General features: G+C 54.4%; 19 protein-coding genes. 13 read left to right on the forward strand and 6 right to left on the reverse strand.

Annotated features, from left to right (window positions below; translation table 11 throughout):
* The first annotated feature begins 4 nt into the window (after nt 1-4).
* The 12 genes from AC3WJN_RS15910 to AC3WJN_RS15965 all read left to right on the forward strand — a co-directional run bounded on the left by AC3WJN_RS15910 (nt 5) and on the right by AC3WJN_RS15965 (nt 9,979).
* Nucleotides 5-1,393, forward strand: coding sequence for a TadA family conjugal transfer-associated ATPase (locus AC3WJN_RS15910; RefSeq protein ID WP_005826720.1), 1,389 nt, complete (start codon nt 5-7; stop codon nt 1,391-1,393).
* Nucleotides 1,371-2,297, forward strand: a complete 927-nt coding sequence (locus AC3WJN_RS15915; RefSeq protein ID WP_005826722.1) for a type II secretion system F family protein — start codon at nt 1,371-1,373, stop codon at nt 2,295-2,297. Before AC3WJN_RS15910 ends, AC3WJN_RS15915 begins: the two co-directional genes overlap by 23 nt.
* Nucleotides 2,298-2,301: 4 nt before the next feature.
* On the forward strand, nt 2,302-3,237 hold the full coding sequence (locus AC3WJN_RS15920) for a type II secretion system F family protein (RefSeq protein ID WP_007787113.1): 936 nt from the start codon (nt 2,302-2,304) through the stop codon (nt 3,235-3,237).
* 99 nt (nt 3,238-3,336) lie between these two features.
* Nucleotides 3,337-3,561, forward strand: a complete 225-nt coding sequence (locus AC3WJN_RS15925) for a hypothetical protein (protein WP_007787115.1) — start codon at nt 3,337-3,339, stop codon at nt 3,559-3,561.
* 120 nt (nt 3,562-3,681) lie between these two features.
* A complete protein-coding gene (locus AC3WJN_RS15930) occupies nt 3,682-5,088 on the forward strand; it encodes a VWA domain-containing protein (RefSeq protein WP_007787117.1) in 1,407 nt (468 codons plus the stop codon).
* Nucleotides 5,089-5,138: 50 nt separating this feature from the next.
* Nucleotides 5,139-6,233, forward strand: coding sequence for a hypothetical protein (locus AC3WJN_RS15935; RefSeq protein ID WP_051998956.1), 1,095 nt, complete (start codon nt 5,139-5,141; stop codon nt 6,231-6,233).
* A 54-nt stretch (nt 6,234-6,287) separates the two neighbouring features.
* On the forward strand, nt 6,288-7,007 hold the full coding sequence (locus AC3WJN_RS15940) for a hypothetical protein (protein ID WP_005826730.1): 720 nt from the start codon (nt 6,288-6,290) through the stop codon (nt 7,005-7,007).
* Nucleotides 7,004-7,204, forward strand: coding sequence for a hypothetical protein (locus AC3WJN_RS15945; RefSeq protein ID WP_005826732.1), 201 nt, complete (start codon nt 7,004-7,006; stop codon nt 7,202-7,204). Before AC3WJN_RS15940 ends, AC3WJN_RS15945 begins: the two co-directional genes overlap by 4 nt.
* A gap of 40 nt (nt 7,205-7,244) precedes the next feature.
* Nucleotides 7,245-7,445, forward strand: coding sequence for a hypothetical protein (locus tag AC3WJN_RS15950; protein WP_005826733.1), 201 nt, complete (start codon nt 7,245-7,247; stop codon nt 7,443-7,445).
* Complete coding sequence (locus AC3WJN_RS15955; protein ID WP_007787123.1) at nt 7,432-7,923, forward strand: TadE/TadG family type IV pilus assembly protein; 492 nt, start codon at nt 7,432-7,434, stop codon at nt 7,921-7,923. Before AC3WJN_RS15950 ends, AC3WJN_RS15955 begins: the two co-directional genes overlap by 14 nt.
* Nucleotides 7,924-8,595, forward strand: a complete 672-nt coding sequence (locus AC3WJN_RS15960; protein WP_005826737.1) for a TadE/TadG family type IV pilus assembly protein — start codon at nt 7,924-7,926, stop codon at nt 8,593-8,595. It abuts the gene before it with no gap.
* Between the two features lie 70 nt (nt 8,596-8,665).
* Nucleotides 8,666-9,979 carry a VWA domain-containing protein gene (locus AC3WJN_RS15965; RefSeq protein ID WP_007787126.1) on the forward strand — a complete coding sequence of 438 codons (1,314 nt, stop codon included), beginning with the start codon at nt 8,666-8,668 and terminating at the stop codon, nt 9,977-9,979.
* 248 nt (nt 9,980-10,227) lie between these two features.
* On the opposite strand, the gene AC3WJN_RS15970 is transcribed toward AC3WJN_RS15965, so the two are convergent.
* Nucleotides 10,228-11,478 carry a helix-turn-helix domain-containing protein gene (locus AC3WJN_RS15970; protein WP_007787131.1) on the reverse strand — a complete coding sequence of 417 codons (1,251 nt, stop codon included), beginning with the start codon at nt 11,476-11,478 and terminating at the stop codon, nt 10,228-10,230.
* A 274-nt stretch (nt 11,479-11,752) separates the two neighbouring features.
* Nucleotides 11,753-12,346, reverse strand: a complete 594-nt coding sequence (locus AC3WJN_RS15975; RefSeq protein ID WP_007787133.1) for a hypothetical protein — start codon at nt 12,344-12,346, stop codon at nt 11,753-11,755.
* Between the two features lie 214 nt (nt 12,347-12,560).
* Between AC3WJN_RS15975 and AC3WJN_RS15980 the strand changes: the two genes are divergently transcribed.
* The gene (locus AC3WJN_RS15980) at nt 12,561-13,352 is read left to right on the forward strand and encodes a DUF169 domain-containing protein (RefSeq protein WP_005826744.1); all 792 of its coding nucleotides are present in this window, start codon (nt 12,561-12,563) and stop codon (nt 13,350-13,352) included.
* Here AC3WJN_RS15980 and AC3WJN_RS15985 read toward each other — a convergent pair.
* The 4 genes from AC3WJN_RS15985 to AC3WJN_RS16000 form a co-directional block, all read right to left on the reverse strand.
* Complete coding sequence (locus tag AC3WJN_RS15985; RefSeq protein ID WP_007787137.1) at nt 13,349-13,777, reverse strand: DinB family protein; 429 nt, start codon at nt 13,775-13,777, stop codon at nt 13,349-13,351. The genes AC3WJN_RS15980 and AC3WJN_RS15985 overlap by 4 nt on opposite strands.
* A 65-nt stretch (nt 13,778-13,842) precedes the next feature.
* On the reverse strand, nt 13,843-14,070 hold the full coding sequence (locus AC3WJN_RS15990; protein ID WP_081494737.1) for a WYL domain-containing protein: 228 nt from the start codon (nt 14,068-14,070) through the stop codon (nt 13,843-13,845).
* Nucleotides 14,071-14,079: 9 nt separating this feature from the next.
* Nucleotides 14,080-15,195 carry an aminopeptidase gene (locus AC3WJN_RS15995; protein ID WP_007787140.1) on the reverse strand — a complete coding sequence of 372 codons (1,116 nt, stop codon included), beginning with the start codon at nt 15,193-15,195 and terminating at the stop codon, nt 14,080-14,082.
* Nucleotides 15,196-15,279: 84 nt separating this feature from the next.
* On the reverse strand, nt 15,280-16,479 hold the full coding sequence (locus tag AC3WJN_RS16000; protein WP_492329303.1) for an iron-containing alcohol dehydrogenase: 1,200 nt from the start codon (nt 16,477-16,479) through the stop codon (nt 15,280-15,282).
* Nucleotides 16,480-16,552: the final 73 nt, after the last annotated feature.

The raw sequence follows: 16,552 nt of genomic DNA on the forward strand, positions 1-16,552 counted from the left end.
CTAGATGGCTTTATTCAAGCGCAAGCAAGAGCAGAAGACAGCAGAAGACGAGTCGCCACGAGCGACGCTGGCAGCGACACTTGCGGCTCCCGCCTTCAACCCGTACATTGACGAGCTGGCAGAGCATTACAAGACGCGGCTTTTGCGGGAAACCAATCTGGAGAGGCTGACCAGCCTTGGCTCGCAGGAAATGCGGGTGGCGATTGAGCGGCTCGTGTCGCAGTACATGTCGGAAGAAAAAGTAGTGATCCCGCGCAGCGAAAAAGAATTGCTGCTGACTCGCCTGATTAACGAATCGGTGGGGCTGGGGCCGCTGGAGCCGCTGCTTGCGGACCCGGAGATTACGGAAATTTCGATCAACGGGCACAACCTCGTCTACATCGAAAAGCGCGGGCGGCTGGAGCTGACCGATCTGAAATTTCGCGACGAGGAGCATTTGCGGCACATCGTCGACCGGATCGTGGCGCCGCTCGGCAGGCGGATTGATGAGAGCTCGCCGATGGTCGACGCCCGCCTGAAGGACGGGAGCCGGGTGAATGCGGTCATCCCGCCGATCAGTTTGAACGGAACATTGGTGTCGATCCGCAAATTCCGCAAAGAGCCGTATTTAATGGAGGATTTGCAACAATTCGGCTCGTTTGACGAGGCGATGTCGCGCTACATCCAGGCAGTCGTGGAAGCGAAAATGAACGTCCTGATCTCCGGCGGGACCGGGAGCGGGAAAACGACGCTGCTCAACGCGGCCGCGCGAGCGATTCCCCACTACGAACGGATCATCACGATTGAGGACTCGGCGGAGTTGAAGCTGACCCATCCGAACTGCGTCGGGCTTGAGGCGCGCCCGCCGAACATGGAGGGAAAAGGCGAAATTACGATTCGCCAGCTTGTGCGCAACTCGCTGCGGATGCGGCCTGACCGGATCATCGTCGGGGAGGTGCGTGGCGCGGAGGCATTCGACATGCTGCAAGCGATGAACACGGGCCACGAAGGCTCGCTCACCACCGTCCACGCCAACTCGCCACTGGACGCTTTCAACCGGCTGGAAGGGATGGTCGTCATGGCGGGGATGGATTTGCCCTCTGCCATCGTCCGCGAGTACATCGTCAGTGCGCTCGACATCATCGTGCAGGTCATGCGGCTGTCGGACGGGACGCGCAAAATCGTCTCGATCTCCGAGGTGGCGAAGTCGGAGGACAAACGGGTAGAGGTGCAGGAAATTTTCCGCTTTCACCGGACCGGAATCGGCAGCAATGGCGAAGTACTCGGATATTTTACGCCGACCGGAATCATCCCGCGCAGCCTGGAGCGGCTCAAAGTATTCGGAATTGATCTGGACGAATCAATGTTTACGGCGAAGGGAGGGAGCAGACGTGAGCCTAGCTATTCTGTTTAGTCTGGCGGTGCTGTTCGGAATTTGGGGCATGTACGAATACCTCGGATACCGCTCGAAGAAAAACGAGTGGAAAAAGAAAGCGGAAGACTGGTACGAGGTAAAGACTCAGCGCAAAAGCTTCATCGTCGTCTGGGGCGACCGCTTCGACCAGAAGCCGTACGCTCAGGAGATCGGCAAAAAGCTGAAAAAAGCCAACATTCCGCTGACCCCTTCCGAATTTTTCGCGGGCATGTTCGTCGGCACGATGGGGCTTGGGTTTTTCCTGCACAGTGTAGTGGCGATTCCGGCTCCCTACAACTTCATGGCGGGCGGAGCTTCGATGTATGTCATCCAGAAAGCCGTCTTTTTTGCCCGGCGCCACAAATATTTGGAGAGATTGAACGATCAGCTCTCGGAGGTGTGCCGCCTGCTTGCCAACTCGTTGCGCGCAGGGCTGACGCTGACCCAGGGGATCGCGATTGTGGCCAAAGAGCTGAATGCTCCAGCCGGAGAAGAGTTCAAGCGGATGTCGCGGGAGCTGGCGCTTGGCGTCAGTTTTGACCGGGCGCTGCTGGAGATGGAAAAACGGATTCCGACGCGCGATTTCCGCATTTTCGCGGCGACGCTGCTCATCCAGCGCAGGGCAGGGGGCAACCTGAGCGAAGTGCTGCAGGAGATGGCCGAGACGATGGAGGAGCGCCGCCTCGTCTCGCAGGAAATCAAGACGATGACTGCCGAGCAGCGCTACGTCTCGTATCTTGTCCCGATCATGCCCGTCGCCCTGGTGCTGATGATGAACATGATTAACAAAGGCTTTATCGATCCGCTGTTTACGCCGATGGGGCTGGTGCTGCTCGGACTGTTTTTGATCGGAACGCTTTTGTCCTACATCCTGGTAAAAAAAGTGACCAACATAAAGGTGTGAAACGATGGATGCACTAATCATCACCTGCCTGTTTCTGTTTTTATTGTTCTTTGCCATATTTTTAAAGGAATGGTATTTGTTTTCTGTGCAAAAACGCACGCTGATCGAGCATATGTACGAAGTGACGGGTCATCGGACGTACGATGTGCGCAAGCCGGAAACCGCCTCGGAACGACTGGTCAAGCGGCTGCTGCGCTACGGGGATGACTATGCGGTCCTGGGCCAGCGCTTCAATTTTTTCAGCGAATCGCACGAAGTGGAGGACTGGCTGCTCAAGGCGGGCCGCCCGCTCGATCTGACGGTAGCCCGCTTTCAAGGGGTAAAAATCGTGCTGACGCTGCTCGGCATCATCGTCGGGGCGCTGCTGTTCGTCCTGGGCTTTCCCTTCGCCCAGTTCGGGCTGATTCTGTGGCCGCTGGCCGGCTATTTTTTGCCGATCCTCTGGCTGAAGAAAAAGGCGAGCGAGCGCCAGCAGCAAATTCGCTACGATCTGCCCGAATTTCTCGACACCGTCAGCGTGACGCTTCAGGCCGGGGTCAGTCTCGATCATGCCCTGCGCGAAGTCATTCGCTTTTTCAGCGGACCGATCCAGGAAGAGTTCTCGCGCTTCAACCAGGAGATCGACCTTGGCGTGCCGCGGGAAAAAGCGTATGAGCAACTGCTGCGGCGCAACGACAACCCGGAATTTCAACTGTTGATTAAAGCGCTGATTCAAGGGATGCGCCTGGGAGTGCCGATCTCGGTGACGTTCAAGGTGCAGGCGGACAACATGCGGCGAATGCGCAAAGAGCTGGTCAAGGAAAAGGCCGCGAAAGCCTCGCCAAAAGTGACGCTGATTACCACGCTCGTCGTCGCTCCGACCGCCATGCTGATGATCGGCGGCCTGATGGTGCTGAACATTTTGGAAAATGCCAAGACGTTTACCGGAATTTTTAAATGAATGATGGATCGGATGCCTGTAAGGGAGGTGATGCAGGCAGAGGCGTCCGGGAGTCATTTTTGTACCTATTAAATACATTCCCGTTTGGAGGAAAAAACGATGATGACAACAATGATGCAAAAACTGTTTGTAAAAGCAAGCTTTTCCCTGCGCAACCAAAAAGGCGCGCAATCAATCGAATGGATCACACTGGCTGCGGTCGTTTTGGCGGTGCTTGGCGCTGTCGCAACCTTTTTCAGCAAAGACGAGAATGTGGGTAACGCCGTTTCCAACACGCTGTCGGAAGTCATTGGGCACATTGGTGACAAGATCACAGGTGACTAATGCCAACATGTTGATGCCAGTGCCGACGGTTAGTGGTGAAAGCTGGTTTTCACCACTAACTTCCCTATTCTGTTGCCTGGCGAACAACAAGCAGCTCTGACATGACGGAGGTACATACAGATGAAAGCTATCAAGGTACTGATTGCAGCCCTTGGGCTGATGGTCGTCTTGCATGGTTGCTCCAGCGACGAGCCGCCGAGCACGCAGGAGCCGACTGCGCCAGCGGAAGCGCCCAACGAGCAGGTCGAACAGCCGGCCAATCAGGAGCAGAAGCCGTCGCGGGAGGAGCAGATCGCTGCCCTGAAGGCGCTGCTTCCTGACGGGGCCACGAAAATTCCGGAGACGGCCGCCGAGATTGCCAGCTTTCCCATCGGGCGCTATGCCGGAACGAACTATTCCGAGCATGAACAAGAGCTTCAGACGTTTCTGAACGATTTGCCCGCGATTGAAAACCCCGATCAGGAAGTGCTCGACATGTACTACATGGCGCTGCTCGGGCTATTCGCCGAAGATTATCCTGACCCGGAGCGGCTGATAGAAGATATCAAAATGGCTTCGTTCGGAAGTCCCGACATTGACGATCCGCGCTTTCAGTTCAAGGAGCAGTACAACGTGGAGATCATTCTCGACGCGAGTGGCAGCATGGCTGGGCAAATGGACGGCAAAACGAAAATGGATGCGGCCAAGGAAGCGATCAAAGCGTTTGCAGAGGCGTTGCCCAAAGAGGCGAATGTCGCCCTCCGCGTTTACGGGAACAAAGGGAGCGGTAAAGAGTCCGACAAGGCGCTTTCCTGCAGCAGCAGCGAGCTGGTGTACGAGTTGCAAAAATACGACGCCGGAAAGCTTGCCGCAAGTCTGAACCAATTTCAGCCGACAGGCTGGACTCCGATAGCCTATTCCTTGCAGGAGGCAGAAAAAGACTTGAGCCAGCTTGCTGGGGACAAGAACACAAACCTGATTTTTCTCGTCAGCGACGGAATCGAGACGTGCGGTGGCGATCCGGTGGCAGCAGCCAAACAGTTGGCTGACTCCAACATTACACCTATCTTGAATGTCATCGGTTTTGACGTGGATGGAGAGGGGCAAAAGCAGCTTAAGGCAGTCGCAGAAGCAGCGCGCGGCCGCTATGTGTCTATTCGCGACAAAAAAGGGCTGCAAGATGAATTTTTCAAAGCAAAAGAAATTGCTCTCGAATGGCACAATTGGAAGAGCAAAGAGTCCAGTAAAGCGCACTCCCGGAAAGTCAAGCAGCTCCTAAACAATACGCAATACAAGCTGAAGTGGAATTTTTTGGCCGACGATGAAAAGCGAAACATCGACTGGATGATTCGTCAGATCAAAAGGGATAAACGTTTCCCGCAGCAGCTTGCCGAAGAGTTGGGCCGCCTGCAGGATGAGCATAAACGAAACGTGGATAAGCGGGCGGACGAACTGGAAGATTTGCTCGATTCCCTGGCCAAAAAATCTTACAAGGAAACCATTGAAGCCATTTCTGAGCAGTACGGCACCAAGGCAGGCGGTAACTAGCGCCGCCGATCGGCGGTTTGCCAGGGACTAATGAAATCGGGGTGAATGCTGTGAATCGTCATGTAAGACGCACGAACTGGGCAGCGATCGTGGCCCTGTTCATTCTGGTGATGAATCTCTTCCCCTTTGCAGCTTTTGTGCATGCAGAATCTTTGGCGCCTGGGGACGTGCGTCCAGGCGCAGTCCAGCCGGGAGAGATCGGGCCGGGAAATATTTCGCCAAATGACATACAGCCCGGTAGTTTTCAGTGGGAAATAGGAGAGATTTCGCCCGGCGAGATCCAGCCGGGGAGTCTGGATACAGGAAACACACGACCTGGCAATGTGCAGCCTGGCAACGTCACGCCGGGCAATGTGAACCCGGGAGCTTTCCAGCCGGGAAGCGTCAATCCCGGTGATACCCAACCGGGGAACGTCAATCCGGGAGATACCCGTCCGGGCAGCTTAACTCCTGGAAATACGCAGCCAGGCAGCGTCACTCCTGGAAATACGCAGCCAGGCAGCGTCACTCCTGGAAATACGCAGCCAGGCAGCGTCACACCGGGCAGCTTTTCCGGCAAAGGCGATTCCAAAGCATACGACTATGTCAACTGGTCGATCAACAGCGTGTTCGGCGGCAGCCTCGGCATGGCGGCTGATCTCGCGGAAGGAAATGTAGACCCGGCTACTTTTGCCAACATGCGCAGCCTGTTCCTCGTCGAGTTGGGCGTCAAGGCAATCGACATCCATCTCAAGGACACTTCCTTCGACTGGGTGAGCGGCTTGCCTGTCGACGGCTTCGACGCTGCTTCCGCCTGGATGAATTTCAAGTTCATCAAAGACACGGCAAGCGGCCTGCAAGTGACAGGGCTGGTCAAAGGCTTGAACGTCGCAACGGCGGGGATCAGTCTCGTGTTTGACAGCATCGACACCTTCACGAACTTCCAGGATGCGTTTGATTCAAGCAACAGCCAGGATGAACGCATCGACTATGCTATCGACGGAACAGGCAGTTTCGGCAGCACGCTCATGGATGCCGGCGTCATCGCCGCGATGATTCCCGGAGGACAGACGGTCGCTGTCGTGCTTGTCTCGGTCGGCGGCGTTCTGTGGGTAGGCAGCAAGCTGGCGAAATGGGGCCGCAAGCTGTTCAAACTGTTTGCCTAGCGCCTGACGCTGGCTGTGACTGGTCGCCAAAACGTTAGATGGGAATGAGTCAGAGTGAAGCATCCGATCAAAGAAAGCTTCCTGTTTTACACGCGCAACATCGAGTCCATGCTGCTCTTGTCAGCAGTCGTCGTTCTGCCTTTTTTGCTCATTCACAATTTTACCGTCAACTATATCCACTTTATCGCTGCCTTGACAGGCGGGCAGGTGGTGTCAGCCTTTTTCAACATGTTTTTGCTGCTCGTGTTTTTGTCGGTCGTTCAGCTTCCGTTTGCCCAGTATGTGCAAAGCGAGCTTGCGGGAGAGGAGCGGCCGATTCGCCAGGCACTGCGCACGTTTTTGGATCAAAGCTTTGCCGTGTTTGTCTTCGGGATCGTCTACGTGCTTGCAGTGTCGTTTGGCATGCTGCTGTTTGTGGTGCCAGGGGTGGTCATCCTCGTGCTGTTTTACTTGACCCCGTACTTGACTGTCATCAAAAAACAGCCGGTGCAGCAGTGCTGGAAAAAGGCGTTTGCGCTGGGGAAAAAGCACTTTTTCTCCATCCTTGGCGTGATTCTGCTGATTAGCGCCATCGAGTGGGCCATCAGCGTGATCGGGCTGTTTACGGTCACGTACATTACGACCAGCTTTGGCGCAGTTTTCTTTACGCAGTTGCTCTTGAATGTCATTTTCTTTCCGCTCATGGCGGTGATGCTGACGATGTACACGCACAAATGGATGAGCGAGTCAGCGAACGCGGAGAGCGTGGATACTGGGAGGAGGGACACGGCTTGACGACAAAAGAAGCGAAGAGGCAGCGGTTTTGGAACGGGATCGCGATTGTTTTGTACGGCGTGCTCCTGCCGCTCTGCTGCCTGCTCATGATAGTGGGGGAGACGATTCCTTATCCGTTGCTGCTTTTCTGGTTTGCGCTGCCCTATATTGAACAGTCTGGCATGGAGTACGCACGCCGCAAAGAAGTGAAGCGGTAAAGCTTGGCGCCAAGCGAAAAAGCATGGAGGGGGAAATGACATGTCCAAGCAGGAGAAAAACTGGCAGCGTTTTTGGAATTTCATGCTGCTTTACTTTTACGCCTTGATTGTGCCTGCGACGATCATCGGCGCCATTTACCGGGGAGATTTTCCGATCCAGCTAGTCATTTTGGCGATCGGGCTGCCGTTCATGAAAAAAAATCATCTGGCTTTTCTCCGGAAGAAACATGCGTCTGTTTAACCGTACGCCCAGGCAGTGGGTGATGCCGGGCGCAAGACAGGGGCGCGCCGACGCGAGGGACGCAGGGAAGCTGGCGCGTGCGCTGTCTGATGAAAAAGGCTCGGTCACGATTGAGTTTCTCGGGATTTTGCCGCTGCTTTTTCTCATCATGCTCGTATGCTGGCAATTTTTGATCGGCGTGTACGGGGTAATCGCTGCACAATCGGCTGCCAATGAGGCGGCAAAAGTATTCGCCATTACGGGGAGCGAGTCCAGTGCGCTCGCTGCGGCGGAAAAAGTGCTCGCCGGAGCGGGCGGCGGTATCGGCTTCAATAAAGGGGAGTCGTACATCGAGTCGACAAGTGACGGGTATTTCAAGGTCATGATCGGCGCGAACCTGGAAATCGCCTTTTTGCCGGATATTTTGACGCGGAACATGGATGAAGCAGACAAGACGATTTCGTTTCAGCGCGAGATTACGAGCAGGGTGGTTCACTAGATGAGAGACTGGCTTGCGTTTTTGCGGAATGAACGAGGGAATGTCACGATTTTTACGCTTACGATCTTCATGCTCATCATGCTCGTCCTGTTCATGGCGCTGTTTAACCTCTCGACTGTTTTCGTCGTCAAGGAGCAGGCGTCAGACAGTGCGCAGCAAGCGGCGTTGGCGGCGGTCAAGCCGATCTACGACGAGATGGAAAAGGCGCTTGCTCGCTACGATCAATCTCCTATGCGCTTGAAGGACGAGGCTTACATCAAGCCGTTCGTGGATCAGGCGGAGGCTTCCATCCGCGCGAGCCATCCGGACTGGGCCAGGAGCGAGGTGCGGTACGAAGCGATTGACCAGGTGCTCTCAAGCTGGCTGCCGGCAAACGTGGAGCTGCTGTTCTACGTGCAGACAGGTTTGGCACAAGCGGCTCCGAAGCTGCGGGATGTCGTCGTCACGATACTGGAGGCCAATCACGCCACAGTGCCCGGCTCGCAAATTGTCGTCACCGCGGATGAGCGCATCCAGGTGCAGACCTCTGTCCGCTTCCGCTCCACTACATTTGACTTTTCCTTCATGCCTGACCCAAAGCACGAGGAGGAAGTGTACCAGACGGGATCGAGCAGACAGATTGGCTTTCTCCATGCGGCAGGGGGCCTTTTTCTCAGTTCCATCACGCTGTAAAAGCAAAAACGGTTCATCTCGTCATATCCGATGATGCAGAACATACACACGACAAGGAGGCTATGACCGAATGCACGGTACGTACAGGCGAATGCTTGGCCTGGTAAACAGCTTGATGATAGCCCTGCTGCTGTGCGGCTGCACCCTTGGCGCATCTGGAGCAGGGCCGCGAGTAGGCGAGGTGAAATGGCCGCAAAGCACGCAGGAGTTGATCGCGGAGCAGCCCGGGCAGTTGGCGGGTACGCATTTTTACCTCGCCCAACACCCGCATCGGCCTGCCATCTCGGCTATTCTCGACAAAATGCCTACCGTGGTGGACGGGATGGACGAGGCGTATTTGCAACTGTACTGGAATCAGTTGCTCGGTTTGTTCTCCGAGGACTACCTCAGTCCGCAGATGGTTGTGGATCGCTGGAAAATGGCTTCGTTCGGAAGCCCGGACATCGGGGATGCGCGGTTTCAGTTTCGGGAGCATTTTAACGTCGAAATCATTTTGGACGCGAGCGGCAGCATGGCTGGCAAAATGGGAGACAAAACCAAAATGCAACTGGCCAAGGAAGCGATCAAGGAATTTGCCGAATCACTCCCGGAGGAAGCAAACATTTCGCTGCGCGTCTATGGACATAAAGGGAGCAATGCCGATGGGGACAGACAGCTCTCCTGCTCCAGCAGCGATCTGGTCTATCCGCTGCAATCGTACGAGCCGAAGCGGCTGGATCAGGCGCTTGCGCTGTTTGAGCCGACTGGCTGGACGTCGATCGCCCATTCTCTCAAGCTTGCCCAGCAAGATTTGGCCGCGTTTTCGGCAGATAAAAACACGAACGTCATCTACCTGGTCAGCGATGGCATTGAGACTTGCGGCGGCGATCCGGTGGCCGTAGCCAAAGAGCTGTCCCAGTCGCAAATCATGCCGCTCTTAAACGTGATCGGCTTTGACGTGAACGCCGAAGGGCAGAAGCAACTGAAGGCGATTGCCCAGGCATCGGAAGGCTTGTATGCCAACGTGACGAACCGCGAGCAATTCAAAAGAGAGCTGGAGCGGGCAAAAGAAATCGCCCAGAAGTGGGAGCAGTGGAAGCGGGACGCCCTGACGGAAGTAGGCGCGGTGCTGATCGACCGCCGCAAGTGGATCGACGCCTACAACCGGGACTGGTACGACAAAAGCTGGCGGGAGAGCCTGAACCTCGGGACTGCAATCGAGTATTTGGCGGCAAGCGGCAAGATCGGCCATCAGGCCAAGGAGTATTTTACGAAGCAAAGACAGGCCAGGGAAGCGTTAGCCGCGCAATCGAAAGAGGAGCTTACCGATTACTTGGTGAACCTCACCAACAAGACGTATCAGGAAATGAAAGAAGAAATCGAGGAAAAATACAGTGGGAGCTAGTGGAAAAGTCCCGTTGCCTGAGTAAAGTGTCCTCTTTGGAATGGACATTTTTTCGCTTGTAATATTGAGAAATAAAAAGGAGAAGGAATTTTCTTCCCTCTCCTTTCACGACATTTTACCAATCAGGTTCAACTCGATAAGGCTCCGACTTCGGATCACACGCTTCCGATACTACAGGCGAGGAAAAGAACACCACAAGAGCAAAAACCACTAGTAGCTTCTGCATTAAACTCTCCTCCTTCTATATGTTACAAAATATTATCACATATGTTTTCGATTAACTCCATGTGTTCAAAGGTTAAATTTTTATTGTTGGTTCGATGATGGCGCAGGAAAAGTCGGATGCCTTCGATGACCTCTGTCGTTATGCCTATGTGCTTGTAATACTTGATACTTTCGATCAGGCTATGAAAACCCTGATCATATTTCTCCATGGAGATTAGGCACAGCGCCTTGCGTCTGTAGTATTGGGCCAGTGTCTTAATTCGGTACGGATGCTGCGGCATCTTCTCTGGCAGAAACTGATCCTCCGTTTCGAGCAAGAGCATGAGATCGTCTGTCTTTCCGGCCTGCAAATACGATTCCATGAGGTCAACGACGATGGAGATACGCCCTTCTCTGTCAGTCTCGTTTAAACAGACGTTGAACAAACTGATTGCGTCCTCATGCTGCCCTTTTTTCGCAAGCAAAGTAGCGCGAAAATGATTCTTTCGGAAATCAGCATATTTGCTGTTTTCGTACTCTTTTAGGTAGATGTCAGCAATATGGAAGTCTCCAAAATAAATACACGAGTTAAACAAGGAGATATATGCAGATGCTTTAGGTCTGCTATCTGACCGATCCTCTCGTAAACCGAGCCTGCATAAATCGATACTTTCGTCGTGTAAGTCGAGTATGTTGGCGTGAACACCCATTTTATAATAGTAGTCGATTCGATCTTCAACATAGAGATGCTCGACATAGAGAAGCAGTTCCTTCCCACGTCGATATGTTTCCTCGAAACGAGCGAAGTCGTCACGCTCAATCAAATACCTTTCATACAAGGCGTTTGCCAGATATGAGGGTATTCCCCTGCTTCTTGTGAAATTAATAATCGTATCCCACAAAATGCGTTTTATTCGTTTGTTCTCCGTATCCCTGGCAGTACGGTCGATATGATCTAACGCTCTAAATGTATCGACCTTGGGTGACTCTAAATAATGCGTAGCAACTTTGGAGACAAGAGCTTCCCATCCTTCGGTGATAACCTCTGCGAGAATGAGCTCTAATGTTCTAGGATGATGAGTAGTGTCTACAAATGCGTTAATGATGACGCTAGGTGCTATATCGATTGCCTCCGCTATCTTTCTCCAAGTGGCATAGCTGGGACGCTTGGTTTCTCCTGTTTCAATTAGCGATATGGTACTTTTACTGACTCCCGACATTTCCGAAAGGTCTGCTAGTGTTAGATTGCGTCGACTACGATGACTGCTAATTAGTGCACCTAGTGAAAGCGACACCTCACTGAGTCTCCCTTCTTCCAAAAAATGTATTTTATTTCACTTTACCATAAAAATCCGGTTGGGTATATATTTCTCCCGGAAATCCAAAAACTTTTGCTTTTTTCGTTTATACATTGTTCAATGTAAGACTATTGTAACGTTAATGAAACAAGCTGGCTCCAGGTGGGTACCGTCACCAGCTTGTTGCCCAGGGTTTACTATGTCCGTTAAATAGGGTCTTGGCCAGAGACGCTGTGTCTGGCACTACATGAGAGGCGGTCGGTCGAGTCTATCAGTCATAGGTGAAAGTGACGACCTGCTTCAACGCAGTGTCTACGCCAATCGCGATGGAGTTGTGGCCGTCTGAATAGTAAAAGTAGCGCTTGAGCTCATTGTCCGTCGGCTCTGACGTCCGAATGAGCTGAAAGTTTGCCGTTGCCAGCAAGTTTTGCGAGCGAACGAAGTCGGCTGCGGCTTTTTCCAGCTCCGCTTCGGCGATTGTTTTCGTCGCTTTTTCGCCGTCCTTGCCGATCACGTCAATCGAGAGCGAGAGAAGCTGCTTCGTCTTTGGCTCGATAATCGCGTGGTAGCCGTAAATATCGCCGCTTTTCGGCTCGCCGCGAAGCAGGGCGTGAACGGGCACTCCTTTGTAGATCGGCTCGCCAGTGGCGGCATCAATCAGCTTGGCAGGGTCTTCGAGCGTAATCTCCCGGTCGGCGGTATCTACGGAAACGTGGTAATATTGACGGACAGCGGCCGCAGCGATTTGCGCCGCTTCTTCTTTTCCCAGCCCCTGCACCTGTTCGGGCGTGCTGGGCTTGGAACAGCCTATGATAAACAACGCCAGGATCGTCGTCGCGAGTAAAAATGTTGCCAGTTTTTTCATCGGTCAAGCCTCCGTGCCTGTTGCGTAATCTTTTTTTATCCTAACAGGAATCGGGATGGAGAGATATTGATTTTCCTTTCCACTACCTTACGAAGTTGTAAGCTTGCAAAGAAATAGGGCGGACAGACAGGACATAGGTATAGAAAAGACGAAAAATTCTGTGTACGGATATTTTTGCGCGAGGCGAGTTTGTTTATTCGAGGAGGAGAGCGCTATGAGTACGAGTACGATTACCGCCCTGGAGCTGAACGAGGCTATTCAGACGTATGTGCGGACGGAAACGTTTCCCGTGGGCGTTTCGATCATGCGCGAGGAAGCGGCATTGCCGTCAAAGGCAAAGCGGCCGCAGCGGGACTTGGGGTATCCGATCACGATTTGCCAGGCGGTCGGCTTTTCGCGGCGTTATGGCTGGAGCATTGCCATGAACGGGGCAGACCTGTCCTGTCCGATCGCGCAGGTGGCGTTCGGCTACGAGGAACAGCCTGCGTACTACACCGAGGGCCATCTCGCCTGCGGGATGTACACGGATTCGCTGGAGACGGGAGCGAAAAGCGAGGCGGATGTCCCGAAATTTTCGGCGGAGGAAAGCGGCTACTACGTGTCGTACCCGTTGGAGCGGGCGCAGGTCGAGCCGGATGTGGTCGTCATTTACGGAAACGCGGCACAGGTGATGCGGCTGGTGGCGGGGATGCTCTACAAGCGCGGCGGCTCGATTCCTTCCACTTTTTCCAGCCGGGCGGACTGTGCGGATATCGCGATCAAGCCGATCCAGACCGGACAGCCGCAAGTGATCGTCCCCTGTTACGGGGATCGGCTGTTTGCCCAGACGCAGGACCACGAGATGGCGTTCAGCTTTCATTTTCGCGACGCAGCCGAGCTGGTGGAGGGATTGGCCGCCACGCAAAAAGGCGGGATACGCTATCCGATCCCGTCCTTCCTGCGCTATCAGGCAGAGTTTCCGCCGACCTACCAGAAGCTCGCTGGCCTGTTCGGGGAAAAAAGCTAGCCTTTCAGCCTGTTCAATTGGTGCAGATGGTGGCGATAGTGCATCTCGACTAGCGCAAACCATTCTTTGGCAGCGAGCGGGCCGAAGCCAGGGTGCTCGACTTTGTGGTGGGCCGGGATATCGTCCACCGTCGGCGCCAGCGCGTGCATGCGCTCAAGCACAGCCTGCATGCCGTTGACCAGTTGTTCCTTGCTCGCAGGCTGGGCAGGTGTGTATTCGGGCGAGGCAGGAACGTGAATGCGAATCGGCGGCAAAGAGCCTTGGGCAAGAATCGCTTGCCCGTTTTCACGCTTCTCGGCACCCGGCATGTTTACTTCGTCCTCGCTCGGCTTTTTGTGCAGTTGCTCCATGCTGAATGCTTCGAGCTCTTGCAAGTAATGCGCGGTTATCTTTTCCAGACTGTGCACGATTTCCACTGGATTCATGAGAATGTCAGCTCCTTTTCATTTGTGTAGCCTTAGCATACAAAAACGCTACTGACAGCAGTATGTCAGTAGCGTTTCAGCATTTTTTCCGCTTCCTCGCGAATTTTTTGGCGCAGCGATTCCGGCGCAAGGACAAAGGCATTTGCCCCCAGTCCCAGTACCCAGGACGAGATTTCCTCCAGTTGCCGGACGCGCAGCGTGACCAGCACGCCGTCCGGATGCTCGGCCATCTCTTCTATATAAAAGGCCTTTGCTTCCAGCACCTGATCGGCTATTGCTGGCTGGACGAGCAGGCGGACTTCCTACACCAGATTTTCCGGGTTCAAGCCTTCCAGCTCCGGCAGGACGAAGCGGCCGTCTTTGCGGATGAGCACGTCGTCGAACCAGATTTCGCCGCCGCCGTATTCAGGGCGCTGGATTTGCACCAGATCCCAGTGGACGGAGGAGCGGTTTCCGTTGTCTGCTACTGTGTAGGCGTTGCCAGGCGTGAAGTGGAAGCTACCTGCGATCTTCTCGTCGAACAGGATGTCGAGCATCGGGTGGAGGATGTGCGGGTTGAAGCCGATTGCAAATTCCCCGATGTAGCGAGCGCCTTCGTCCGTGTCGAGAATTTCATTCAGCGCTTTTGTGTTGGAACTGGTCGCTTCCACGATTTTTCCTTGCTTGAAGGTGAACTGGACATCGGTAAAGGAAATGCCGTGGTAGTTGGAAGCCGCGTTGTAGTAGATGGTGCCCTCTACAGAGTCGCGGACAGGCGCTGTGTACACTTCGCCGTCCGGAATGTTGCGTTTGCCGTCGCATTTGACCGCGTTGATGCCTTTGATGGAGAAGCGCAGGTCTGTTTTCGGTCCGACGATGCGGACGCGGTCGGTGCGCTCCATCAGCTCTTTCAACGGAGTCATGGCCTGGGACATTTTCGCGTAGTCCAGGTTGCACACGGAGAAATAGAAGTCCTCGAAGCCTTCCAGGCTCATGTTGGACAGTTGCGCCATCGATTTGTTCGGGTAGCGCAGAACGACCCAGCGCTTGTTTGGCACGCGTTCGTTTGTATGCACAGGCTGGTACAGGATGCGGGAATAAATGCCCATCTTGTCTTCCGGAACGTCGGCGAACTCGTTGATGTTCTCGTAAGCGCGGATCGCGATGTACGCGTCCATGTCTTTCATCCGCTCGTATTCGTACTTCGCCATTAAGGCCATGTGTTCTTCACTGGTGCCCTGGTAGAGCGCGCGCAAAACTTCCTGGTCTTTCAGCGTCACGAGCGGCAGAGCGCCGACCGCAAACGATTCGCGGACGAGTGCGCGTACAAGCTCGGGTTGCAGGCCAGTGTTTTCGATCAGGACCTTTTCCCCTTTTTGCAGGTTGAGAGAGTAGCGGACGAGACGGCTGGCCAGTTCATTGATACGTGGATCTGCCATATGTACGACCTCCATATAGTAAAAAAATTTTTATTAATCGTATTATCGCACAGGAAAGAGCGGGCTTGCCAGTATGTTCGACGTTTACAAGCACGCTCGATAGATGGCGATGACGTCATCTGCGTTCAGCTTTTTGGCGCTGGCCAGGTAGCCTGCGCCGCGTCCGCCGATGGTGACGGCTTCTTCGGCCATTTTCGGCAAGGCGTCCTCGGTCACGCCGAAGTCGGAGAGTCGTTCGGTGATGCCCATGCTTTCGTACCAGCGTGAAACAGCGGCGATAGTCGCGCGCGCTGCAGCGCCTTCGTCTTCCGCGGTGACGCCGAAGCAGTGACGGCCCATGCGCGCCAGCCGTTCCGGGCGAAGCGGCAAAATAACCTGCTCGAAGTAAGGGATGGACAAAATCGCCAGGCCGCGACCGTGGGCCATGTCGTATATTCCGCTCAGCGGGTGCTCGATGCCGTGCAGAGGCATGCCTGCGCCGCGTCCGGCGTTTGCGAACGGACTGATGCCCAGCGTGCTCGCCCATAGCAGAGTGGAGCGGGCTTCCTCGTGATCCGGCTCATGAATGGCTGTGAGGGAATGCTCGGCGACAAGCCGGATGAGCGTTTCGGTAATCCCGTCCTGCACGTTTGTTTTGTCCGCGCTGATGAGATAGGTTTCAAACAGATGGGAAAAAATATCTGCGCAAGCTTCCGCCGTGACGCGCGCAGGAACGGTAAAGGTGACGGATGGATCGAGAATGGCGATTTTCGGAAAGAGAGCCGGGCCGTTGATGGAGGATTTTTCATGCGTCTCCCAATGGGTCAGGACGCTGATGTTGTTCGCTTCCGATCCGGTAGCGGCTACTGTCGGAACCGTCAGGAGAGGGAGCGCCTCCTGCACAGGTACCAGCCATTTGCCTGTGCCGCTCGGATTGCCGCGCATGTAGTCGTAGATCGGACGGCCGGAAAGCGCTGCGGCTGCAATCGCCTTGGCAGCATCCATGACCGAGCCGCCGCCGAGCGCCAGCACGAAGTCGCACTGTTCGTTCCGGGCGAGCGCTGCCCCGGCATCGACCGTAGCCGTGCGCGGATTCGGTTCGATTTTGTCAAAGAGAACAAAGGCTACTTGCGCTTCCTGCAGGAGCGTAATCGCGCGGTCGAGAAGCCCCGTGCGCTTGGCCGCGCTGCCTCCTGTAACGAGAAGCGCCTTGTTGCCGAGAGTTTTCGCTGCCTGGCCCAAACGCGCAAGTTCACCCATGCCGAAGTAGATACGGGTAGGAAAAGATACTTCAAAGGGAAACATCTGCTATTCCTTCTTTCACGTGTAGGTTGTACCAAAGACAGTGTAACACAAAGCTGGCGAAAGAGCCTTTTTT

The organism is Brevibacillus sp. FW306-2-1A-C05A (assembly GCF_058781555.1).

Bases quoted from the DNA above. Each gene is read 5' to 3' on its own strand.
- AC3WJN_RS15910 (WP_005826720.1), top strand. From the start codon at position 5: ATGGCTTTATTCAAGCGCAAGCAAGAGCAGAAGACAGCAGAAGACGAG.
- AC3WJN_RS15920 (WP_007787113.1), top strand. From the start codon at position 2,302: ATGGATGCACTAATCATCACCTGCCTGTTTCTGTTTTTATTGTTCTTT.
- AC3WJN_RS15925 (WP_007787115.1), top strand. From the start codon at position 3,337: ATGATGACAACAATGATGCAAAAACTGTTTGTAAAAGCAAGCTTTTCC.
- AC3WJN_RS15930 (WP_007787117.1), top strand. From the start codon at position 3,682: ATGAAAGCTATCAAGGTACTGATTGCAGCCCTTGGGCTGATGGTCGTC.
- AC3WJN_RS15950 (WP_005826733.1), top strand. From the start codon at position 7,245: ATGTCCAAGCAGGAGAAAAACTGGCAGCGTTTTTGGAATTTCATGCTG.
- AC3WJN_RS15955 (WP_007787123.1), top strand. From the start codon at position 7,432: ATGCGTCTGTTTAACCGTACGCCCAGGCAGTGGGTGATGCCGGGCGCA.
- AC3WJN_RS15960 (WP_005826737.1), top strand. From the start codon at position 7,924: ATGAGAGACTGGCTTGCGTTTTTGCGGAATGAACGAGGGAATGTCACG.
- AC3WJN_RS15965 (WP_007787126.1), top strand. From the start codon at position 8,666: ATGCACGGTACGTACAGGCGAATGCTTGGCCTGGTAAACAGCTTGATG.
- AC3WJN_RS15975 (WP_007787133.1), bottom strand. From the start codon at position 12,346: ATGAAAAAACTGGCAACATTTTTACTCGCGACGACGATCCTGGCGTTG.
- AC3WJN_RS15980 (WP_005826744.1), top strand. From the start codon at position 12,561: ATGAGTACGAGTACGATTACCGCCCTGGAGCTGAACGAGGCTATTCAG.
- AC3WJN_RS15985 (WP_007787137.1), bottom strand. From the start codon at position 13,777: ATGAATCCAGTGGAAATCGTGCACAGTCTGGAAAAGATAACCGCGCAT.
- AC3WJN_RS15995 (WP_007787140.1), bottom strand. From the start codon at position 15,195: ATGGCAGATCCACGTATCAATGAACTGGCCAGCCGTCTCGTCCGCTAC.
- AC3WJN_RS16000 (WP_492329303.1), bottom strand. From the start codon at position 16,479: ATGTTTCCCTTTGAAGTATCTTTTCCTACCCGTATCTACTTCGGCATG.